The following is a 21,027-nucleotide window of genomic DNA, read 5'->3' on the forward strand; positions in this document are numbered from 1 at the left end:
GCGCCCACGCGTTATGCGGATGTAGTTCAATGGTAGAACGGCAGCTTCCCAAGCTGCATACGGGGGTTCGATTCCCCTCATCCGCTCCAAGCGCTCTTTCCCTTTAAAAATTTTAAACCAAATACACGCAGAGCCATCTGCTGCGTTCATGCGTTGTGGTTATAAAATAAGCGTAACCGTACGCCCGCGTGGCATTGTATCAGGCAAGACATATGAGCATGGACCCTTATAAAAGGGACGGAATTGATTTGCGTGTATATTATTTCGGTTTCAGCATGTTGTGGGTGTTTTCACTCAAGAACGCCAAAGAAACGATTTTATGTAAGATATTTACTTGCATGCGTAAGAATATAATTTCAAAAATACATAAGCACGCAAGCAAAGCAAAATTTATTATATCGGCTTGAACATATTATAATATGATGCAATTATTATAAATAATTGCTTAACCCTGCTGGGCGGAGTGCGGGCTCTATAAGCTTGTTTTGGAGGGGAGTGCTTCTGAGCGTGAATGGTCTGCTAAAAACAACCAAAAATCATAATGGACTGTTCTGTTACACCAAAAATCAGTTTCCGGTTCCAGCCGATAGCCGCGAACTGGAGCAACGTCTACCCCGCGCGGCTGGTGGCAGACTTGCTGACATGCTCAGATGGGGATGTTGCTCCCTGCTGCTTGGCGCATTTGGTGAGATACTGCCAGCCAAGGCGGAACAAACCCTTGTGTCTCTGGGCGGGGTGAATATTCAGGGCGGGCTGGATATAGGCGGATCGGCGTTTCATCTCCCTAATACCAATTTTGGTGGGGGGTCCTACGCCCCCAAAAAGTCTGGTGGTTATACACGCCATGCCAACACCACGTATGGTGAGCTGTACGCCAAACCTATGCTTAAGGGCGAGTGGAAGACCGGCTGGGGGTTTGATGTTATTGGCAGCGCCTCCGCCATTGGCGCCACCACCCTTGGGGATGGGGATGCGCAGCAGGTCTCCCAGACATCAGGCACCCCACGGTCCGTTTATCTGGAAGAAGCTTATCTAGGGGTCAAAGTGCCGGTTCGGCTGGCGGGGGCGCATCAGGTGCTTACCGTGCAGGGCGGGCGTCAGGCATTTGCCGTGGATGATGGCTTTCTGATTGGTAAGGGCACTTACAGTTCCGGGGAGCGGGCCGCTTGGTGGTACGCACCGCGCTTTGCCTTTTCGGGGCCCGGCGTCATCAAACTGGAAGGTGACCCCATCCGCGCGGATGTGTTTATGCTGGAAAGTAACGGGGATAACGACATTGACCGCGGGTATGACCGGCCCAAAACTAGCTTTGTCGGGTTTGACGTAACGTGGTTCGTCAACAAGGCCGGTGGGCACGGGGCATCGGTTTATGCCGACCGTGCCGCCTATGTAACCCTAACCTACTTTCATGTGCGGGATGCGGATACATCCGCCCATTATGATTACTCAACCCGTGCCGACCGTGATGGTATGAATGTGGCAGCATTGAGCTGGGGTGGGACTCTTTTTCCCGTTAAAGCGTTAGGTATTTCCAAAAACTTTACATTCTACGGTAACTTTGTATCGGAGCAGAACAGCCATCCGGGCAATGGGTACACCGGGGTTTCGGCTTACGGCATGTATTTCGAACCCGGTTACACGTTTTCCATGCTGCCGTGGACGCCACATCTTTTTTACCGTTACACGCGCTTTGGTGGCGGCAGAAATGCCGAAGGCGGCGTCAAGCACAACTACGACACCTTCTTCCTGTATGACGGCAAGCGCTACACTTATGGCGGGTACTGGCCGGGCGAAATTGTGGGCATGTATCTTGCCCCTCTATCGGACCTGGAAGACCACCAGATTGATCTGACAGTTGTGCCGCCAGTGCATTTGTTCCGCCGGAATGATTCGCTCAAGCTCGGTCTGCATTTTTACGATCTGTCCCTCATCTACACCTCCGGCATGGGGCTGAAGAACGTCGGCCGTCACGTGTCGGACGAACTGGATGCCTCTGTTGAATACACGCTGGACGAGAACACCTCCGCGGCCCTTGCGGGCGGGGCTGCTTTTGCCGGACCTGCTGGCAGGGCCCTTTCCAAAGCAGGCGTTCCGGGGGATCAGCCCATGCCTAACATCGACCACCACGCAGGGGTGATCGAGGCCTATTTCTACAAGCATTTTTAGAGAGATTTTTCAGTTTATTCCTCTTGAGTTATGAATGCACCAAGCCAACAAGAATAAAGGACCTCTCCATGGCTGAGCCGAACACCAAGTCTGCCGTTAAACCTGCCACCGGGTTACGCAGCCGCCACATCGCCATGATCGCGCTGGGCGGCACTATTGGCGCGGGGCTGTTTGTGGGCAGCGGGGCAGCTATTGAGGCAACAGGTCCGGCCGTTTTGCTGGCTTTTTTGATGGTTGGCCTGCTGGTCATTCTGGTCATGCGGATGCTGGGCGAAATGGTGGTGGCGGACCCCGGCCGTGGGTCGTTTGTTGAATATATTCGTGCAGCACACGGGGACAAGGTCGGCTTTACGTCTGGTTGGCTTTACTGGTTTTTCTGGGTTGTGGTGCTGGGGAGCGAAGCCATAGCCGGGGCGATTCTGCTGCAGGATTGGGTGCATCTGCCCATATGGGTGCTGTCCATTGGGTTGATTGGTTTGTTGAAGCTGGTCAATTTTGCCGCGCCCCGTGTGTTTGGGGAGTGTGAGTTCTGGCTTTCCGCGGTCAAGGTTTTCAGCATTCTGGCTTTTGTCGCGGTTGGCGCGCTGTATGTAGTGCATGTTTTTGGCCCCGGCGTGCCGGTCTGGCATAACCTGATGGGGCATGGCGGCTTTTTCCCGCACGGGATTGTCGCACTTCTGTCCATTATCCCCACCATTCTGTTCACCATGATGGGGTCGGAAATTGCGACGGTTGCTGCGGGGGAATCCCCCGAGCCGGATAAAAATGTGGCCCGTGTAACCCGCAGTCTGGGCACCCGCATTACCCTGTTCTACCTTGCGTCCGTTGCCATGATTCTGCTCGTGGTGCCGTGGACCAGCATTGTTTCTGGCCGGTCGCCCTTTGTCACGGCCATGGATACAATGGGTATTCCCGGTGCGGGTATGATGATGCGCATTGTGGTGTTGAGCGCCATTCTCTCCTGCCTCAACTCCGCCATGTATATTACGTCACGCGTGCTGACCGAGCTGGCTGCACAGGGCGATGCCCCGGCGTTTCTGACCCGCCGTTCCGCCAGCGCGGCACCCCGCATGGCCATTACGGTCAGCAGTATTGCGGGCACGCTTGTGGCGTTTTCGTCCATCCTTGCGCCGCAAACCATTTTTGCTTTTCTGCTAAGCTGTAGCGGTGGTGTGATCCTGCTGATTTATAGCCTGATTGTAACGGCCTACATTACCACCCGTTTTGCCGCTCGCCGGAACGGTACGGAAAAAGATAATTACACGCTGTTCCTGTTCCCGTTCTGCAATTACGCAACGCTTGCCGGTGTTGTGCTGGTTTTTATTGCCATGCTGATTAATCCGGAAGAACGGATGACCGCGCTGGCGACCTTGGGCACCTCGGTAGTCTGCTACGGCATGGCATCTTACTTTGTCATGCGGAACAAGCGGAACGCCTGATCTTTGCACGGTGCCGTGTAACAAAAAGGCCCGCCAGGAATGGCGGGCCTTTTTGTTATGGTGCGTTCCTGTAGGCAGGGTGCCGGGTCAGGGAATACTCATCCGGTCCAGATGGAAGGCTAGCGGATGCTTGCGGAGTAGCAGCAGCCCCCCTGCAACAATAATGGTGCCTCCCGCCAGTGCTATGCCCAAAGAGACGCTTCTGTCCGAAACAAGGGTGCCAATGGCGGCCCCCACAAACAGGCTGAAAATAGCCGCCACGCGGCGCAGGGTGCCTGTGCTGTTCCCACCGGCGGCGGAGCTGTTATGGGCAAGGCCATGCAGCACCATGGTGGCTGCGGGCAAAACCATATCGGGCAGTTTGGCGTGCCGTGTGGCTGAAGTCTGTAATCCCATGGCAAAAGACAGAACACCCAGCGTAATGTAAATATCGCCCGGAATGTTGGCGTGCCAGATCCATGCGGCAAGGCCGACCATGGCGCCAACACCAAGCAGAATATCTCCAACAGTTGCTCTAACGCTCCGCTGCCGACGGACAAGACGCCCGCCAAGCATGGCGCCGAGAAAATAAAAGCCAATGGCTTCCAGACCAGACAGAACAATGGCCTGAGATGTTGCAATGTTGACAGCCATCAGAATGATGGTGGCGGTCATGTAGCCTGCAAAAATCTTGAGATGCAGCAGAGAGATGGCGTCCAGCATGCCCATGGCCATGGTAACAAGCAGAATGGCGATGACCAGTTTGGCATCATGCCCCGCGCGGGTTGTCATTGTATCTCCTGATCGTAAGGAAAAAGAGGAAAGAGTCCTGTTTGTCATGCAACAGGGGATGGCGGTGTTGTAACACTCTCGGCCATCACGGAAAAATGATCAAAGTTGGACGGTGCCATGTTCGATATGGTGAAGGAATTCCGCCGTGCAACAAAAAAGGCCCGGCACGAAGCCGGGCCTGAGCAGAGCGCGTGCGTTCTGCTAGTTCAGCGTCATCAGGCTGGCATTCCCGCCTGCCGCCGTAGTGTTAATGCTCCGGGACTGTTCCTCCAGCACGACCTCAATGGAAGGGAGGCCTTCCCCTGTGATGTAGGCCGAAACAATGGGACCATTGCCAGCACTTAGCATTGTGCGAGTGGCGCGGAAGGCGTCATTATCTTCCTCGCTGAGCAGAATGCTGCATGGCAGGGAGTTAGCAGAGGAAACGGGGCGAACAAACGACCGGATGGATGCAGGAAGTGCATCCAGAGGCGCTAATACAGCGGCATCCGCCATAATGGCAGCAGTGTTGCCCCCCGCCAGTGCGAGCGAGATTTGGTCGTACAGGCCTGTCTGGGTCTGGGCCATGCACAATATGGTGCCACGTGCGCCCAGTTTGTACAGGTTTAGTTCTCCCACAGGGCCAGGCAGGGTCATCTGGCCATTGGTAACGGGCTGGCTGGCAAGGGCATGGGCCCGTTGGGCCGCCTGACTCTGGCCTTGGGTGCGGAGCCAGTCGGTCCATGCTGCCATGGGCTGGGGGGTGCTACCGCGTACAATTTGGGGCAGCGCAGGAACCTGAGCAAGCAGGCGGCGCAGAATGAGCGGCCCGCCAGCCTTTGGTCCCGTGCCAGATAGGCCGCGACCACCAAATGGCTGCACGCCAACAACCGCACCAATGGTGTTGCGATTAACATACAGGTTGCCAGCTTCCACCTGCTCCAGAACGCTCTGAATGGTGGAATCCAGCCGTGTGTGCAGGCCAAAAGTCAGGCCGTAACCTGTGGCGTTAATGTCTGCCAACACGTTGGTAAGCTGTGCGCGTGGGTAACGCAGTACATGCAGGACCGGGCCAAACACCTCCTGCCCAACCTCACGGATGGACATGACCTCAATAAGTGTTGGTGGCACAAAACTGCCGTGTGCGCAGGCTTCTGGCAGAGGCAGGGCGTGCACAGGTGCATTCCTGCTACGGAACGCATCAATATGCGCAGTAATGCCACTGGCCGCTTCCGGGGTTATGACAGGCCCCACATCGGTGGACAGGGCCGAGGGGTTACCCAGCCGGAGTTCACGCATGGCGCCACGCAGCATGGCCAGCACATGGTCTGCGCAGTCATCCTGCACGCAGAGGATACGCAGGGCAGAACAACGCTGGCCGGCACTATCAAAAGCCGAGGCCAGCACATCCGTCACCACCTGTTCGGCCAATGCGGACGAATCCACAATCATGGCGTTCTGGCCGCCTGTTTCTGCAATAAACGGCACGGGCTGGCCCGTGGCGGTGCGGCGGTCCTGCAACTGGCGGTTGATGAATTGGGCAACCGCCGTGGAGCCAGTAAACATAACACCCATAACACGGGCATCCGCCACCAGTGCCGCGCCCACGTCTCCCTCGCCGGGGAGGAGTTGCAGTGCCGTAGTAGGCACTCCGGCTTCATACAGGATGTTGGTTGCTACTGCCGCAATAAGGGGTGTTTCTTCCGCCGGTTTGGCAATAACGGCGTTGCCAGCGGCAAGGGCTGCGGCAATCTGGCCAATAAAGATGGCGAGCGGGAAGTTCCACGGGCTGATGCACGCCACGGTTCCAAGAGGAACATGAGTTGTATTGTTAAAATCACGGCGGATTGTGGCTGCATAATAACGGAGGAAGTCCACGGCCTCGCGTATTTCGGCCACCGCATTGGGGAGGGACTTCCCAGCCTCGCGGCAGATCAGGGCCATAAGGGCCGGGTGTCGTTCTTCCAGCAGGTCTGCGGCTTTAAGCAGGCAATCCGCACGTGCAGCGGGGGGCTGTGCGGACCAGTCCGCATAACCTTTTTGTGCCGCATTCACCGCCAGTGTAACCGTGTCTGCCGTGGCGTAGGTGACGTGACCAACAACATCCCGCCGGTCGGCCGGGTTGGTTACGGGGCGGGGAGTGCCTGCGGTTGGGGCATTTGGCACAAGGGGTGCTGCTTCCCACTGCCGGGGAGCAGCCTTTATGCCGGTTGCCAGTGTTTCCAGCACTTTGTCATCTGCCAGATCAAGCCCTGCGGAGTTCTGGCGTTCTGGTGCAAACAGGTTCTGTGGCGTGCAGATTTCGGAATGGGGGGCGCCAAAAGGCGTATAGCGCCGGGCTGAGGTTACGGGGTCTTCAATCAACGTTGCCACGGCAATGGAACTATCGCCAATCTGGTTGACGAAGGAGGAATTTGCTCCGTTTTCCAGCAGACGGCGCACCAAATAGGCCAGCAGTGTCTCATGCGTGCCAACGGGGGCATAAATGCGGGTGGGTCGGTTTAGTTTATCCACCCCAACAACCTGCCGGTACAGGGGCTCGCCCATGCCATGTAGACATTGGAATTCGTAAGAGCCAATCTCGAATTTTTTGCCAGCGAGTGTGTAGATGGTGGAGAGCGTGCGGGCATTGTGCGTGGCAAATTGCGGAAAAATTACATCCCGCGCGTTCAGCAGTTTGCGCGCGCAGGCAATGTAGCTGATGTCCGTATGGCACTTGCGGGTATAAACCGGGTAGTCCGCCATACCATCGACCTGTGCCTTTTTAATTTCGCTGTCCCAGTAAGCGCCTTTAACAAGGCGGACCATAATGCGGCGGTTGGTGCGGCGGGCAAGGTCAATAATGTAATCCAGAACAAATGGCGCGCGTTTGCCATAGGCCTGAACAACAAAGCCAATGCCATTCCATTTTTCCAACCCCGGTGTGGCGCACAGGGCTTCGAGCAGGTCGAGCGAAATGTCGAGCCGTTCGCTCTCTTCCGCATCAATGTTGATGCCAATGTCATACTGGCGGGCCAGTAGGGTCAGTTCCTGCACGATGGGCAGCAGCTCCGCCATGACGCGGGCATGTTGCGCGCGGGCATAGCGCGGGTGCAGGGCGGAAAGTTTGATGGAAATACCGGGGCGTTCGTAAACATTGGCCCCTTTGGCGCTGCGGCCAATAACGTTAATAGCGTTCAGGTAGTCCTGCCGGTAACGCTGGGCATCGGCGGCGGTGTAGGCGGCCTCGCCCAGCATGTCGTAGGAGTAGGAGAAGCCAATCTCCTCCAGCTTTGCACTGTTCTTGCGGGCCTGCTCAATGGTCTGGCCCAGCACGAATTGCTCGCCCATCAGGCGCATGGCGGCATCGACCGCCTTGCGGATAACGGGGCGTGTGCTCCGCTCCACAAAACCCATGAGTGCGCCAGACAGTGTTTTGTCATTATGTTCGGCCACTACGCGGCCTGTCAGAGCCAGCCCCCATGCGGCGGCATTGGCAAAGAGCGGCTTGCCGCGCGCAACGTGGGACAGCCAGTTGCTTTCCCCAATCTTATCCTGAATGAGGGCGTCCCGCGTTGCGACATCGGGAATACGCAGCAGCGCTTCTGCCAGACACATCAGGGCCACCCCCTCGGCGGAGGAAAGGGCAAATTCCTGCACCAGTGTTTCCACCAGTCCGGGGTTGCGCTGGCTGCGCAGGGTTTCGGCCAGTCTGGTGGCCACGGCTGCCACGGCGTCATCTTCTGGAGCGCTCAGGGTGGCGGCGGGGGCCAGATCCTCAATGCACGTCTGCTCAGGGCGGCGAATGGCCTCAATAATGGCTTTGCGCAGTGGTGTGCGGGAGGTGAAGTCAGGAGCGAATGTGTCTGTGGAGGACATGACGTTGTTCATCCGGATCAACCGCCAGACCGTGCCTGCGGGTGTGCAGGTGGTTTTGGCTTCATAATGATTTTTCCGCTCTGACACGATAATATATGATTTGCAACATCATATATTATCCATAAAGCCGCAGAAGAACGCGTCGTGAATTAACCTTTTGTAAAATAAAGATTTTTAGAAGATAAAAATGCTCAGGACGCCGTGTGATCGGCCTGCCGACGCCGGAAGACATCGACCGAGATTCTGGAGGCTTCCAGAATATGGGTGCGCGTCAATTTGGCGCATAGGTCTGCGTCACGGTTACGGCAGGCATCCAGAATGGCTTTGTGCTCGGCATTTGTTATGTCTTTACGGCCTTCAAGCACCAGATGGCCGCGTATGTAGCGGTCCAGCCGCGTATGCAGGTCTTCTATCATTTCCAGCAGCCGGGGGCGGGGAGCAGCTTCATAAATGGCGTTATGAAACGCGCGGTTCAGCGCCCCGGAGCGAATCATACCCTGCGGCCCGTCCAGCCCCGCTACAAAGGCTTCGTAAGCGTCCTCCACGCGGGCAAAGTTCACACGTGTCATGTTGCGCACGCCCTCAGCCGCCGCCTGTTCTTCCAGCAGGGCGCGAATCTGGGAGTATTCCAGAATATCTGCCGCATCCATGCCCAGAACCAGAGCGCCCTTGTTGGGCGTAAAGGCCACCAGCCCTTCGGCCTCCAGGTGTTTAAGAGCTTCACGCACGGGGATGATGCTGACCCCAAACCCCGTTGCCAGTTCCGACTGAGGCAGGGACCGGCCTGCGGGTAACTGGTCTTCCAGAATGGCTTTGCGCAAAGCTGTGCAGATGCTCTCCGACGCTGTGCCATGCGGCGCGATTTCAACACTTTTGAAAAGGCTGGCAGGCAGCATGTCTCTATAAGCTCCCGCTTAAATTGTTACGGACTCGTTAAGGTTCGTTATAGAATGGAAGGCCCAACTGTTCAATCGGTAGGCATGGTCACAGCTTGGTATGGGGCCATAGCCGGCTGCGCCGTAGCATATCACCTGATCGTGATTGCGGGAACGCAGGGCTGCAAAGCGCCATTTTTTATCCCGCATGGTGGTGGTTCCTGCCGCCAATAAGCATGGCTACCATCTGGTAGCACGCAGCGTAACCTCCAGCCCCGTTATGAGGGGAGGAAAGGGGTATTCTTGCAGAAGGCCTAGATAATACCGTGATATTTTGAGACATTACGTTTGTGGGGCAGGGGCTGTGCGGCTGATTATGACGCGTTTGCAAGCACTTGGCTGCCCGTGTGGGGCGATGCCGCAACGTGGTGTGGCTTTTGTTATGACAGGGGGATGCCCCACTGGCATGGACAGGACTGTGGGCAGCCATGTTTTGTGTGCGCGTGGGGGCTGCTTGATCTTTGGCGGGGTTACGGGGCAGTTTGGCGCATATTCCGTTTGGGAGATTCTGAATGAAACTGTTTGCCGTGCGTGCCCTGTCGGCGCTAGCCCTTACCACGTCCGTGCTGGCCACCATGCCCGCACCCGCTCATGCTGAGGAACAGGCCCTCAATATTCCGGTGATCCGTGGAGGAGATACGTCCCTTCTTTCCACCGTGGACCCATCGGGCTATGTCGCATCCATCGACCCGAAAGAAAATGCAGGTCTGCTGAACTACTGCGTGCAGAACGAATACGTCCCTGATTATGACGACGCCTTCCGCACGTTGCAGGAATATAACAAGAAGACCAACGCAGTATCCGACGGCGCTGATGGCAACATGTTCTATGCCATTGGTTCGGCTGGTCAGATCCGCCTGAACGACCACACCTACACCGTGGCAATGGCCACCCTGCCGCTGCGCCAGAAGACCTGCAAGGCTGTTCTGGACCGCGCCAAAGCTGCTCTGTAACACGGGGGCAGACCCTTATTCCGCGCCGACCGGAATGAGGTGTGGAATAAAAACGGCATAACAAAAAGGCTGGTCACAGAGGTGATCAGCCTTTTTTTGTGTCGAATTTGGCATATTTTCTATGCGTTGAGGGATGTGAACGTCTTTCCTATAACGGCATGATATGGTCAAAGACCATCTGGTTCGGGTGCAAAATAAGAACGTAAATGAAAGGACCAGTCTGAGTGGAAAATATTGTTCCCTGCACGGCGGAGACGGGTGTCTCTGATCGCTATCTTGATCAAGTGCAGCGTGCGCAACGCGACCCGGAGGCCTTCTGGCTGTCGCAGGCGCGCAGACTGGTGTGGCACCAAGCTCCCTCCCACGCCTCCCGCTCCGATTTTGGTGGGGATGTCCGTATTGCTTGGTACGAGGACGGCCAGCTTAATGTGGCCGAAAACTGCCTAGACCGCCACGTGCTCAACCAGCCGGACAAAACCGCCCTGATCTGGGAAGGGCAGGAAGATGGGCAAAGGGTGGAGCTCACCTACCGGGAGCTGCACGCACAGGTTTGCCGTCTTGCCAATACACTGCGCAGGCTGGGGGTTGGTAAGGGCGACCGTGTTGCCATCCACCTGCCTATGGTGGCGGAAGGTGTGATTTCCATGCTGGCCTGCGCGCGCATTGGCGCCATCCATGTTGTGCTGTTTGGTGGTTTTTCGGCCGAGGGGCTGGCGGAACGGCTGACCGATAGCGGGGCTGTTGTGGTTATTACGGCAGATGTGGCGCGGCGTGGCGCCAAGACTATCCCCAGCAAAATCACCATGGATGAGGCGCTGGCCGCCTGTGGCGCCAAATGTGCCGTGCGGCATGTGCTGGTCGTGCCGGTTACGGGGGCGGAAGTGCCGATGCAACCGGGGCGGGACCTCTCCTTTGCGGCGGAAGTGGCCATGGAAATGCCGGACTGCCCGGCAGAAGTCATGGATGCCTGCGACCCGCTGTTTCTTATGTACACCTCTGGCAGCACGGGGCGGCCCAAAGGCGTTGTGCACGGCACGGGCGGGTATCTGGTCTGGGCTTCCTATACGCATGAAGTGGTGTTTGGTGCCCAGCCGACAGACGTGTTCTGGTGCACGGCAGATACAAGCTGGATTACGGGGCACACCTATGTAGTTTACGGGCCGCTGTGTAATGGCGGTACGGTGCTGATTTACGAGGGCCTGCCCTCATGGCCGCAGCCGGGTCGCTGGTGGGATGTTATCGACCGTAACAACGTAACCGTATTTTACACGTCTCCCACTGTGGTGCGTGCCGCCATGCGGGAAGACGCGGATGTGGTGCGCAGCCGCTCGCTGGCCAGCCTGCGTGTGCTGGGTACGGTGGGCGAACCCATTAGCCCTGAGGCATGGCAGTGGTTTTATGACGAGGTCGGCCGGAAGTGCTGCCCTGTGGTGGATACATGGTGGCAGACTGAAACCGGCGGCGTGATGATAACCGCCAGCGCCGGACAGGTGCGTGGCAAACCGGGTGCTGCCGGGCTGCCTCTGCCGGGGGTTGAAGCTGTGCTGGTGGATGCGCAGTCGCAGCAGGAAGTAACCGGTGTGGGCGATGGCCTGCTGTGCATGGCCCGGTCTTGGCCCGGTCAGGCGATGACCCTGTGGCAGGATCATGCCCGTTTCCGCCAGACCTACTTTACCACCTGCCCCGGTCGCTACTTCTCCGGGGATGGTGCCCGGCGCGAGGGGGATGGTTACTTCTGGATTACCGGCCGGGTGGATGATGTGGTCAATGTTTCTGGCCACCGCATTGGCACGGCGGAAATTGAAGATGCCGTTGCAACAGATGCTGAGGTGGTGGAAAGCGCCGCTGTTGGTGTGCCGCATGACCTTAAAGGGCAGGGGCTGGTTGTGTTTGTTGTGCCGCGGATGGAAGGCAGTCTGGACCCCGCAGCCGTCCGTCGTGCCATTGCTGACGGGGTGGGCCGTTACGCGGTGCCAGAGCAGATTTACGTTGTGCGTGATCTACCAAAAACCCGATCTGGCAAAATTGTCCGTCGCCTGCTGCGCAAAATTGCGTCTCACGACCTAAGCAATCTGGGCGACCTTTCCACTCTGTCTGATCCAGATATTGTGGAGGAAATTATTGCGCAGGTCGCCGGGCAGGAAAGCTGAGGCTACTCAACTGTAATGCATAGGCCAGCGTGGCCTATGCACCATCCTGCTGTTCTGGTGTGCCGATATACGTAAAGCGGGGCACACCGTTAACATTTTGCTGCCACATGGCCAGCGGGCGTACCCAGTAACTGCCCAGTGCGTTGCTGCGATAAGTCACCAGCCATTCTTCTGTCTCGCTGTGGCGGCCCACGCAAAGAACCGTGTACAGTCCACCTTTATAATGGCGGTAAAGGCCGGGTCTGGGGTGTTCGGTCTGGTCCGGCATGGCATTGGGGCTTGTCTGTTCGGACATGCTTGGTCTCTACTCCATTAAGTCCTGTTGAGCAGGTTGAAAAAAGGAATGGGCGTTTGAAGCATCGTGTGGGGTTGTATTGTCTGCTGGCGGGGCTGTCTGCCCTGCCATACGCTATGCCCGGTTATGCGGCAGCACGTGCCAAAGGGGAACCCGTTGTGCTGACCGACCAGCGGGGCACCGCTTTGGACAGTGCGGCCAGACTTCTCAACGCCGATGACCTGCAAGCCGCCGCGCGGCATAAGGAAAAACCTCTGGTGCTGGTCGGGTCCGCGCCTCTTTCCGCCAATGGTCAAAACATGGCGCTGTTTGTGCAGGTGCAGTCTGCCAGCCTGTGCGGTTCGGCTGGCTGCTCTACGGATGTGTATGTCAAACGGAATGGAGAGTGGGCCAAGGTGCTGGATTCCGTTAGCGGGCCTGTTGAGCTGCTTTCTACCACCCATGGTGGAATAAAAGATATTTTGGTGGATGGTTCTGACCGGTGGATCTGGAAGAACAACACATATGTGGACACGCTGGCAGCACAGGACGTGCCGGGGCTTAAGGCATCCGTGCAAAAACATCAGGCGGAAATGAGCGAACAGCCCGATAGTGACCGGTAGTTGACCATGGCGCAAAATGACGGAAGCATTCGGCTAACTCTTTTTAAAACAGCGGCTACTGTGGGGCTTACGGCTATTCTGCTCTTTTTGCTCCGTGTGGTGCTGGGGCAATTACCCCAGATGGACGCCATGACGGGTGGGCACCTGGGGGGCGACATTCTGCGCTTTCTGGCATCCGATGGGCAGGCGCAGACACAGCAGACCGTGGCTATTGTTTTAATGGTGCTGTGTTTTGGTGTGGCTGTGGCACTGGTATATGGCGCGGAGCGTGTTATCCGGCGCAGGCGGGGCAGCCGCTAGAAGGCTGGCCCCTGCCGTTAGTGTTAAAGCCCGGTGGAAGGAAGGGGAGAGACGCCTTTGATGGCAGCCTCCTGACTCCAGAAAAACGTCAGTTCATGTTTGTTATGCGCCAGATGGGCCAGTGCGCTGCCCGGTATGCTTTCAAATGCCGCCACGGTTTCGTGGTCAGTCTCGCCCTGAAATTTGACGGTCAGCACAATGTTTTTGGTCTGCCCGGAGTCAATCCATGCGCGGGTCAGGCGGAGCAGGCGTTGGGGGTAGGCAATAATATCGGAGAAAACCCAGTCCGTTGCCGGGAGCAGCTTGGGGTCCAGACCAAAGGCGCTGGCCTGCTGGAAGCTGACACCGGGCATGGCGGCAACTGATGGGGCCAGAGGTGCACGGTCAAACGCGGTAACCTGTGCCCCAAGGGTTGCCAAAGCCCATGTCCACCCGCCTGGAGTTGCCCCCAGATCGTAACACCGCTCTCCCGCAGCGGGCCAACGGCCAAGCCGTGTGCAGGCTTCCCAGAGTTTGAGGTACGCGCGGGATGGTGGGTCTGTCCGGTTTTCTACAAATTCGGGAGCGCCGTTGACAAACGGACTGCTTTTGGAGGCTGAAAACAGAAGGGTGGATGTATCCAGCAGCGTCCACGCGCCCAGTGGGCTGGTGGGTGGCAGCGTAGGAAAAACCAGCGGCGCAGCTTTGACGGGCGGCAATTTCTGTTCAATCAGCCCGGACCGGCGGAAGCAGTCAACCGCGTATAGGCTCCAGTTGCGTTGGATGGCGCGCAGCGTGTCCGACGCATTGCGGATGGAGGTAATGCTGGTGCGTTGTGGGGCTGTCCATATATCCAGCGCCCAAGGGGAATAGACGGGTTTCTGAGTGGAGAGGGCGAGCCTGCCGTGCCAGTGGGTAATGTTGACACCACGAAGCAGCAGGTCCTCCTGCAGAACGTGCTTTAGTCCATCGGCGGCCAGCCATGCGGCTTGTATGGAGTTGCTCATGCCCGGCGCATCCAGCCAATGGCCAGCGCCAGCCACGAGGCAATGAGAAGGCTACCGCCCGAAGGGGCAATGTGGCTGCCGTGGTGGCCGGTAAAAGCCGTATCGTACACACCTGCGCAAAACAGAAGCGTGCCCAACAACACGCCACAGCCCCCGCACAGAAGTAGCCGGTTGGGGCGCTGGGTCAGCCCTAGACCAAGGGCGACAAGGGCCAGCCCCTGCCACATCTGCATTTCCATGGCGCTGCGTGCTATGGCCCGCCCACCTTCGGCAAAGTGGGCATCGGGCAGGTGGGCGGTTAACGCGCCCATAATGGTGCCCGTTGCAACAAGGAGTGCACCGCAGATGCGCCATAGGCGTGTAAGAAAAGGTCCGGTTAGCATATTCTGGTGTATAGGCGTCTCTGCTTCAAACGGGAATAGTGTTGGGCCAATACGTTCCTGCTTTTGGTATTCGCAACGCAGTGGGGCGTGGTGCGTTTTTGGCGCAGAATAGACGGATTTTGGCATCAGAGGGCCGGGCATGAGCATACGGATAGATAAAGTGGTGACCCGTGGGGGGGATGGAGGCCAAACCTCGCTAGGTGATGGCACGCGTGTTGCCAAGGATGAAGCCCGGATAGAAGTCCTTGGTACACTCGATGAGGTTAACGCCCTGATCGGACTGGTGCAGGCGCACACGCCGGCAGAGGATGGGGTAACGCATCAACTGACCGCGCTACAGAATCTGCTGTTTGATATGGGTGCGGATATCTGCCTGCCAGAGGATGGCCCCATGGCCCACCGTGCGCAGCGGTTGGATGAGGCCGCGCTGGCGGTGATGGAGAGCAGGATAGAAGAACTGCGGGTGCGCCAGTCTCCTCTAACGGGGTTTGTGTTGCCCGGTGGCTCGGTTGCTGCGGCATGGGCACATCTGGCCCGTACGCAGGTGCGCAGGGCAGAGCGCCGGATGGTGGCCTTGGCCCGGCAGGAGCGGGTAAACCCGGTTCTGTTGAAAATACTGAATAGGTTATCTGATTACTTTTTTGTACTGGCGCGCCATTTTAATCATGACGGGCAGACAGATGTGGTGTGGCAGCCGACACCCAAAGCCGAAAAAGAGCCCAAGGGCTGACAACCCCTTGGAAAAAGAGGGGGCATGTGCTACAGATGGCTCTAGCAGACATTGCCTGCGCGGCAATGTGCACAAGACCTCGCTGCTGGTGCTGCGGCCATATCTCTGTTTTTATCATGGTATCTGGTAATAAAGCGGTTGTCTGACAACCGTTTTGCCCGAACACATAAAAGCACAATTGGCTTTCTGGCAGCTTAATAAACAGACCATAAAATATCTGAAACGTGACATCTGAATTCATGAATACATCATCTTTTCTGTCTCTCCCCGAAGTAGACAGGGATAATGAGGAAGGGCTTGAAGAAGCGTCCATGCGGAATGCGCTGGAACGCCTTGGACATTCTGCCCGTCCCCGCTCCTCTGCTACGCCGCAACCTCGCGCCGTTGCCGAAAACGCGAATAACAAGCGTCGTCGCTTTGTGCGTGACGGAGAAGTGCAGGTGGAAAAACATTCACTTGCGCGCACAACGCCGCGTACCGTTGCTGCACCGCGTGTGGCTGGTACGTCCCGCGCTGTGCATTTTAATCAGGAAGACAACAGCGAACTTTCTCGCCTGCGCCGCCAGTTGGCGGAGGAAAAGCTGCGGGCGGAAGAGGGAGAACGCCAGCTGGCGGACCTTCAGGCTGCACAGCGGGGGCTGACCACGCGTATTGGCCATGCCGATGCCCTGATAGCCGAACAGAAGAACAAACTGGCCGAGCGGGAAGCCGAACTGGCACTTGCCGGGCGCGAAATTCGTGCAGGACGCCGTCAGGTGGAAGCGCTGGAGGCCGAAATGGCAAGCCTGCGCCGCCAGTTGGAAGCCAAGCCGCGTGGTCGCCCTCGCAAAGAGCCGGAACAGCGTGACGTTGTGATGGCGGATGATGAGCCGCAGCCCGTCAAGTGGTGGAAAGACTAATTCCCTGACTTTGCACCAAGGGTTTCCCCTGTATGAAAAATAGTACGGCTACGCCCGCTCTTGCTCTTCTTGTTCTTGATGTAGCACTGGGGGTGGCGTGCGTGCTGCTTCCCCCGGTTGTTATGGGGTTTGTTGGCCTGTTGCGGGATGTGTTTGGCGTGCTGGTGCTGCCATTCAGCTTTCTGTTCGGGCTGGCGGGGTGGTCATCTGACCTGTCCTCCCTATCCAGCGTGCATGATGGTCTCATGCCGGGAGCCACCACGCATCCGCTGTATGCCGTTATGGCGGCTGGTTTGTTGGGTGTTGGGGGCGTGTGCTCTGTTTTGGCGTGCAACACGCCAGAGGGCGCTAAGGTGGAGCGGGCCGTGGCACCAATTGCAACAGGGCTTGCCATTGTAGCAGCAGGTTGGGACCCGGGACTGATTGTTCTGCCAGCCTTTGTTTTGCAAATACTCTGCTTTTGGTATCCAACGCTGGCGTTTTCTTTTCGCCGGCAATAAATCTCTTTTTCTTTTATTTAAATCGTTGATGAAATACGCCCGGCTACATCGGGCTGAAGGGGGTTTTATGCCCTTCGGCTCCGGTGCGGGTATGGTCAGGCGGGAGGGAGCACCTTGCCCGGATTCATCAGGTTCTGCGGGTCCAGTGCTGCTTTGATCCGGCGCATGGTCTGAAGTTCCGCGCCACCGCGCCATGATGGCATCATGTAGGTTTTAAGCTGACCGACGCCATGTTCGGCCGAAAAAGACCCGCCAAGTTTACGGACAATCTCGGCAACAGCATCCATCATGGCGTGGTCCTGCGCCAGAAAAGCGGCTGCGTCCGCACCTTCGGGCTGCACCAGATTAAAGTGAATGTTGCCATCGCCAATATGGCCAAACGGTGCAACCCGAATACCGGGAATAAGGGCCTCGCAGGCTTTGGTTGCTTCTTCAATAAACGTTGGAATGGCTGCCAGTGGGACGGACACATCGTTTTTGACAGAGGCTCCGGCACGTTTTTGTGCTTCGGCGTGTTCCTCGCGGATCATCCACAGGCCCTGACGCTGGCTTTCGCTCTCGGCCAGAACCGCGTCTGTTACCAACCCGTCTTCCAGTGCTGTCCCCAGAACGTATTCCATCAGGGTACGCAAGCTGTCATCCGCACGGGGGCTGGCCAGTTCCACCAGCACGTAGGCAGGAGCCGGGGCTTCCAGCGGCAAAGCAGCTCCTTCAATCAGACTGTTGACCAGCGCCATGGAGGTGCCGGACATATATTCAAAAGCATGGATGGCGGAAGGGTCCTGCTTACGGAAGGCGGCAAACAGGTCCAACGCTCCTTTGGGGCTTTCCACCGCGCACAATGCCGTCTCGCGCGAGCGGGGGGCTGGCTGCAACTGGATGACCGCCTGCGTAATAATCCCCAATGTTCCTTCCGAACCAACAAGAAGCTGGCGGAGGGCATAACCTGTATTGTCCTTACGGAGTTTGCGCATCAGGTTCAGCACACTACCATCGGGTAATACGGCTTCCAGCCCCAGTGCCAGTTCACGCGCGTTGCCGTAACGCACGGTGTTGTTGCCCCCGGCATTGGTTGCCAGAATACCGCCAATATCGGCTGACCCTTCGGACGAAATGGAAAGCGGTAGCAAAAGACCCTGCGCACTGGCCGCGTCCTGTGCGGCCTTAAGGGTTACGCCTGCATCCACCGTCATGGTCAGGTCGGCATGGTCAATGGAATGAATCTGGTTCATGCGGGTGGTGGAAATCACAACGGCATGGCCGCTTGAATCCGGCGTAGCCCCCCCAACCATGCTGGTGTTGCCCCCCTGTGGTACCATGGGCACATTGTGCGCGTGGCACAGGGCAATGGCTTTTGCGCATTCTTCGGTATTGGCCGGGCGCAGCACTGCCGCACAGCGCCCGTGGTAAAGTGCCCGCCAGTCCACGCAAAACGCTTCCGTATCCGCCGGGTTGGTCAGTACGCCAGATGGGCCAAGGAGCTGTACCAGCGCATCATGAAGGGCGGGGGAAGGGGCGTTTGTGGCATGGCTTTGGTTTTCCCTGCAAAAGCACAAAAAGACAAAGAAGGGCGGTTAGGGCCGCCCCTTAATAAAGGTAATGGGCGTTATCGACGACAACATGGGGGGCTGGGGGCCACAGCATATGCACAGCCTGCGAACCCGCAATGCCCACCAGCAGGCCAACAAGAAGACTAATGGCGATGGTAACCGGCTTTTGGTTGCGGTTACTGCTCTGGAGTGTTGCCAGATGGGTCTGAAGTTCCGCGCGGGACTTCTGTGTCAGATAGAGCTCAGATTTAAGTGTCTCGTTCTGGGAGTAAGCCACCCGTAGGTTGCGGTCTAACCGGGTAATGCTATCCGCCATTTCCCGCAGTTGAACGCGGTACTGGTCCGGCATGTCTGTTGTTTTGGACTTGCTGGAGGACGCGCGCGACCCTGTCTGCCGGGATGATGCGGTTTTGGCTTTGGACGGGTTGGTGGCAATGGTTTGGAACAGGTTTTTAAGTGCACCACCCGTCGTGCTGTTTTTGCGCGCCCGGTTGCGTAGCGCCTGTAGGGCCGTGTCCGACTGGCCCGGATGGTCTTCAAGCACCAGCGCCAGAATGTCCGACAGGATTTTGAGTTCCTTGGGGTCGATCTCGGTCATGGCGCGGTGTCTCCCGTTCCATCCTGCGGGCGGGGGGCGGCGGCGCGGTTCAGGCGGTCCTGTATGGCACGGCCCAGCCCGTGGTGGGGAATGGGCTGTACGGCAATGCGGGTCAGACCCATGGCCTGTCCCTTATGGTCCAGTGTGCGCAGGCCGGTAAACAGCCGTGCGGCGGCCTCTTCCAGACTGCCGGTCGGGCTCAGGTTCCACACAAGCGGGGCATTGGTGGGGCGGGGCGCACCAAATGCCAGCAGGGCCTCATCCGGCTGGGCCTGCAAGGCGTCCAGCCTGACTGGCAGGTGCGGCGCGTAATGTGAGATCAGGCGGCCGGGCGAGTGCGGTGCGGCATCGCTGGTTGTCTGTGGCAGGCTTATATGCGGGCAGATGGCTTGCAGTTCTTCCAGTGTAATGCCGCCGGGGCGCAGGAGGCATGGCCTTTGTGGGTCTGACAGGTCCACTACAGTGCTTTCCAGCCCCACGGTGCACGGGCCACTATCCAGCACTGCATCTATGCGGCCATCCAGTTCTTCCAGCACGTGCGTTGCATCGACCGGGCTGATACGGCCGGAGCGGTTGGCCGATGGAGCTGCAATTGGGCGGTCCACCTGCTCCAGCAGGGCACGCGCTACGGCATTAGCTGGGACGCGTACAGCTAGGGTGGAGAGCCCATCGGCTGCCAAATCGCTTATGCAACACCCCGGAGCGCGCGGCAGAATAAGCGTGAGCGGACCGGGCCAGAACGCCTGCGCCAGTCTGTGCGCCAGTGCGTTGGGAACAATCTGCTGGAAGGCGGCCTGCGCATGGGCAAAGTGGCTGATGAGCGGGTTGAAGCGTGGCCGGTTTTTGGCCTCAAAAATACGGGCGACGGCCTGCGGCTGGCTGGCATCCGCCCCAAGGCCGTAAACGGTTTCCGTGCCAAATGCCACAAGGCCGCCAGCACGAAGAATGCTGGCGGCTGTGGCTATGCCGCTTTCGGTGGCATCCAGACGTCTGGTCATGGTTTTCTCATGGCAACAGGGCGCAATCCGTAGGCCGATCAGTGAGGCTGGCAATGTTGTGGCAACAGAAAAATCTTGCGTAAAGGGGCTACGGGGAAACGGTCCTGTTTATAGTGTTCCGGTACAGACAAATGGTGGATTTTTCCAGCCTGTTTTGCCGTAAATCAGGGGAGAACCATCCAGAAGTGTAATATGCCCACCCGCGGCTTCCACAATGGCCTGTGGGGCTGCCGTGTCCCATTCCATGGTTGGACCAAGGCGGGGGTATAAATCCACCAGTCCTTCCGCAACGCGGGCGAACTTTACGGCCGAGCCGATATTGCCCAGATGCGCAATTTTTTTGCCATTCAGATATTCGGCTAGACGGGTGTCATCTGCATGGTGGCGGGAGGCCAGAACGGTCAATCCTTCAGCCGGTGCCTTGCGGACGTGAATAGCCTGCTCCCCGCTCTTGTCCCGCCTGTGTGCCCCTAGCCCAACGCCACCGGTGTAGAGCTGATGGTAAGCGGGCAGAGCCATGGCGCCCAGCACGGCATGGCCATTGCGGACAAGGCCGACATTGACGGTAAAATCGTCCCGCCCTGCGGCAAATTCCCGCGTGCCGTCCAAGGGGTCCACCAACCAGTAGGCGGGCGTGGCATAGGCTTGCAGGCCTGCGGCAACTTCTTCTTCCGCAATAACCGGAATATCAGGTGTTGCGGTGCGTAGCCCCCGCAGGATGTGGGCTTCTGCCGCATGGTCCGCCTCCGTTACGGGGGAGGAGTCGGTCTTGGTCACGGTCTCAAAACCACGCGCGCGGATGGTGCGGATGATTTCGGCGGCTTCATCGGCCAGTCTGGCGGCAAGGGCCAGCAGGTCTGTGTCTGCAAGGATGGTCATGCCCCTAGCATACGCCAGCTTGAGGCTGCCGTCATGCCCTGTGGTGTGTCCTTGTT

General features: G+C 57.8%; 19 protein-coding genes and 1 tRNA gene. 10 read left to right on the forward strand and 10 right to left on the reverse strand.

Annotated features, from left to right (window positions below):
• The first annotated feature begins 15 nt into the window (after positions 1–15).
• From AGA_RS05520 to AGA_RS05535, 3 genes are all read left to right on the forward strand, one after another.
• A tRNA-Gly gene (locus AGA_RS05520) sits at positions 16–89 on the forward strand.
• Between the two features lie 553 nt (positions 90–642).
• Positions 643–2,166 carry a hypothetical protein gene (locus AGA_RS05530; protein WP_059024677.1) on the forward strand — a complete coding sequence of 508 codons (1,524 nt, stop codon included), beginning with the start codon at positions 643–645 and terminating at the stop codon, positions 2,164–2,166.
• 68 nt (positions 2,167–2,234) lie between these two features.
• Positions 2,235–3,605, forward strand: a complete 1,371-nt coding sequence (locus tag AGA_RS05535; protein WP_059023377.1) for an amino acid permease — start codon at positions 2,235–2,237, stop codon at positions 3,603–3,605.
• Positions 3,606–3,692: 87 nt separating this feature from the next.
• On the opposite strand, the gene AGA_RS05540 is transcribed toward AGA_RS05535, so the two are convergent.
• From AGA_RS05540 to AGA_RS05550, 3 genes are all read right to left on the reverse strand, one after another.
• Entirely contained in the window at positions 3,693–4,376 is a 684-nt protein-coding gene (locus AGA_RS05540; protein ID WP_059023378.1) for a YoaK family protein, read from the reverse strand.
• A 201-nt stretch (positions 4,377–4,577) separates the two neighbouring features.
• Positions 4,578–8,300: a bifunctional proline dehydrogenase/L-glutamate gamma-semialdehyde dehydrogenase PutA gene (gene putA, locus AGA_RS05545; RefSeq protein WP_059023381.1), complete on the reverse strand. Its 3,723-nt coding sequence runs from the start codon at positions 8,298–8,300 to the stop codon at positions 4,578–4,580.
• Positions 8,301–8,404: 104 nt separating this feature from the next.
• Positions 8,405–9,109: a GntR family transcriptional regulator gene (locus tag AGA_RS05550; RefSeq protein WP_059023382.1), complete on the reverse strand. Its 705-nt coding sequence runs from the start codon at positions 9,107–9,109 to the stop codon at positions 8,405–8,407.
• Between the two features lie 551 nt (positions 9,110–9,660).
• On the opposite strand from AGA_RS05550, the gene AGA_RS05555 reads away from it, so the two are divergent.
• Positions 9,661–10,101 carry a hypothetical protein gene (locus AGA_RS05555; protein WP_059023384.1) on the forward strand — a complete coding sequence of 147 codons (441 nt, stop codon included), beginning with the start codon at positions 9,661–9,663 and terminating at the stop codon, positions 10,099–10,101.
• Between the two features lie 233 nt (positions 10,102–10,334).
• On the forward strand, positions 10,335–12,251 hold the full coding sequence (gene acs, locus AGA_RS05560; RefSeq protein ID WP_231946100.1) for an acetate--CoA ligase: 1,917 nt from the start codon (positions 10,335–10,337) through the stop codon (positions 12,249–12,251).
• A gap of 34 nt (positions 12,252–12,285) precedes the next feature.
• On the opposite strand, the gene AGA_RS05565 is transcribed toward acs, so the two are convergent.
• A complete protein-coding gene (locus AGA_RS05565) occupies positions 12,286–12,546 on the reverse strand; it encodes a DUF1653 domain-containing protein (RefSeq protein ID WP_231946057.1) in 261 nt (86 codons plus the stop codon).
• Positions 12,547–12,662: 116 nt separating this feature from the next.
• Between AGA_RS05565 and AGA_RS05570 the strand changes: the two genes are divergently transcribed.
• Together AGA_RS05570 and AGA_RS05575 are read left to right on the forward strand one after the other, a co-directional pair.
• The gene (locus tag AGA_RS05570; protein WP_306416227.1) at positions 12,663–13,148 is read left to right on the forward strand and encodes a hypothetical protein; all 486 of its coding nucleotides are present in this window, start codon (positions 12,663–12,665) and stop codon (positions 13,146–13,148) included.
• Positions 13,149–13,154: 6 nt separating this feature from the next.
• A complete protein-coding gene (locus tag AGA_RS05575) occupies positions 13,155–13,448 on the forward strand; it encodes a hypothetical protein (RefSeq protein WP_059024680.1) in 294 nt (97 codons plus the stop codon).
• A 23-nt stretch (positions 13,449–13,471) separates the two neighbouring features.
• On the opposite strand, the gene AGA_RS05580 is transcribed toward AGA_RS05575, so the two are convergent.
• Together AGA_RS05580 and AGA_RS05585 are read right to left on the reverse strand one after the other, a co-directional pair.
• Positions 13,472–14,434, reverse strand: a complete 963-nt coding sequence (locus AGA_RS05580; protein WP_059023388.1) for an SAM-dependent methyltransferase — start codon at positions 14,432–14,434, stop codon at positions 13,472–13,474.
• The gene (locus AGA_RS05585; protein ID WP_059024681.1) at positions 14,431–14,817 is read right to left on the reverse strand and encodes a DUF423 domain-containing protein; all 387 of its coding nucleotides are present in this window, start codon (positions 14,815–14,817) and stop codon (positions 14,431–14,433) included. The genes AGA_RS05580 and AGA_RS05585 overlap by 4 nt, the downstream gene beginning before the upstream one ends.
• A gap of 139 nt (positions 14,818–14,956) precedes the next feature.
• Here AGA_RS05585 and AGA_RS05590 point away from each other — a divergent pair, with 139 nt between their 5' ends.
• From AGA_RS05590 to AGA_RS05600, 3 genes are all read left to right on the forward strand, one after another.
• Positions 14,957–15,547 (forward strand): cob(I)yrinic acid a,c-diamide adenosyltransferase, encoded by a 591-nt coding sequence (locus AGA_RS05590; protein ID WP_059023390.1) that lies wholly within the window; start codon positions 14,957–14,959, stop codon positions 15,545–15,547.
• Between the two features lie 239 nt (positions 15,548–15,786).
• Positions 15,787–16,446: a hypothetical protein gene (locus tag AGA_RS05595; RefSeq protein ID WP_059023392.1), complete on the forward strand. Its 660-nt coding sequence runs from the start codon at positions 15,787–15,789 to the stop codon at positions 16,444–16,446.
• Positions 16,447–16,478: 32 nt separating this feature from the next.
• Positions 16,479–16,946, forward strand: coding sequence for a hypothetical protein (locus AGA_RS05600; protein WP_059023394.1), 468 nt, complete (start codon positions 16,479–16,481; stop codon positions 16,944–16,946).
• 95 nt (positions 16,947–17,041) lie between these two features.
• Here the strand turns inward: AGA_RS05600 and AGA_RS05605 are convergent, their stop codons facing one another.
• The 4 genes from AGA_RS05605 to cysQ all read right to left on the reverse strand — a co-directional run bounded on the left by AGA_RS05605 (position 17,042) and on the right by cysQ (position 20,971).
• A complete protein-coding gene (locus AGA_RS05605) occupies positions 17,042–18,502 on the reverse strand; it encodes an FAD-binding oxidoreductase (protein WP_059023396.1) in 1,461 nt (486 codons plus the stop codon).
• Positions 18,503–18,533: 31 nt separating this feature from the next.
• Complete coding sequence (locus AGA_RS05610) at positions 18,534–19,094, reverse strand: hypothetical protein (protein ID WP_059023399.1); 561 nt, start codon at positions 19,092–19,094, stop codon at positions 18,534–18,536.
• Positions 19,091–20,092 (reverse strand): L-threonylcarbamoyladenylate synthase, encoded by a 1,002-nt coding sequence (locus tag AGA_RS05615; protein WP_059023401.1) that lies wholly within the window; start codon positions 20,090–20,092, stop codon positions 19,091–19,093. Before AGA_RS05615 ends, AGA_RS05610 begins: the two co-directional genes overlap by 4 nt.
• A 108-nt stretch (positions 20,093–20,200) precedes the next feature.
• Positions 20,201–20,971 carry a 3'(2'),5'-bisphosphate nucleotidase CysQ gene (cysQ, locus tag AGA_RS05620; RefSeq protein WP_059023402.1) on the reverse strand — a complete coding sequence of 257 codons (771 nt, stop codon included), beginning with the start codon at positions 20,969–20,971 and terminating at the stop codon, positions 20,201–20,203.
• Positions 20,972–21,027: the final 56 nt, after the last annotated feature.

It is taken from the genome of Acetobacter ghanensis (genome assembly GCF_001499675.1).
GTDB lineage: Bacteria > Pseudomonadota > Alphaproteobacteria > Acetobacterales > Acetobacteraceae > Acetobacter > Acetobacter ghanensis.

Excerpts from the sequence above, each read along its gene's own strand:
- AGA_RS05530 (WP_059024677.1), top strand. The coding sequence starts at position 643 with ATGCTCAGATGGGGATGTTGCTCCCTGCTGCTTGGCGCATTTGGTGAG.
- AGA_RS05535 (WP_059023377.1), top strand. The coding sequence starts at position 2,235 with ATGGCTGAGCCGAACACCAAGTCTGCCGTTAAACCTGCCACCGGGTTA.
- AGA_RS05540 (WP_059023378.1), bottom strand. The coding sequence starts at position 4,376 with ATGACAACCCGCGCGGGGCATGATGCCAAACTGGTCATCGCCATTCTG.
- AGA_RS05550 (WP_059023382.1), bottom strand. The coding sequence starts at position 9,109 with ATGCTGCCTGCCAGCCTTTTCAAAAGTGTTGAAATCGCGCCGCATGGC.
- AGA_RS05555 (WP_059023384.1), top strand. The coding sequence starts at position 9,661 with ATGAAACTGTTTGCCGTGCGTGCCCTGTCGGCGCTAGCCCTTACCACG.
- AGA_RS05565 (WP_231946057.1), bottom strand. The coding sequence starts at position 12,546 with ATGTCCGAACAGACAAGCCCCAATGCCATGCCGGACCAGACCGAACAC.
- AGA_RS05570 (WP_306416227.1), top strand. The coding sequence starts at position 12,663 with ATGCCCGGTTATGCGGCAGCACGTGCCAAAGGGGAACCCGTTGTGCTG.
- AGA_RS05575 (WP_059024680.1), top strand. The coding sequence starts at position 13,155 with ATGGCGCAAAATGACGGAAGCATTCGGCTAACTCTTTTTAAAACAGCG.
- AGA_RS05580 (WP_059023388.1), bottom strand. The coding sequence starts at position 14,434 with ATGAGCAACTCCATACAAGCCGCATGGCTGGCCGCCGATGGACTAAAG.
- AGA_RS05585 (WP_059024681.1), bottom strand. The coding sequence starts at position 14,817 with ATGCTAACCGGACCTTTTCTTACACGCCTATGGCGCATCTGCGGTGCA.
- AGA_RS05590 (WP_059023390.1), top strand. The coding sequence starts at position 14,957 with ATGAGCATACGGATAGATAAAGTGGTGACCCGTGGGGGGGATGGAGGC.
- AGA_RS05595 (WP_059023392.1), top strand. The coding sequence starts at position 15,787 with ATGAATACATCATCTTTTCTGTCTCTCCCCGAAGTAGACAGGGATAAT.
- AGA_RS05600 (WP_059023394.1), top strand. The coding sequence starts at position 16,479 with ATGAAAAATAGTACGGCTACGCCCGCTCTTGCTCTTCTTGTTCTTGAT.
- AGA_RS05610 (WP_059023399.1), bottom strand. The coding sequence starts at position 19,094 with ATGACCGAGATCGACCCCAAGGAACTCAAAATCCTGTCGGACATTCTG.
- AGA_RS05615 (WP_059023401.1), bottom strand. The coding sequence starts at position 20,092 with ATGACCAGACGTCTGGATGCCACCGAAAGCGGCATAGCCACAGCCGCC.
- cysQ (WP_059023402.1), bottom strand. The coding sequence starts at position 20,971 with ATGACCATCCTTGCAGACACAGACCTGCTGGCCCTTGCCGCCAGACTG.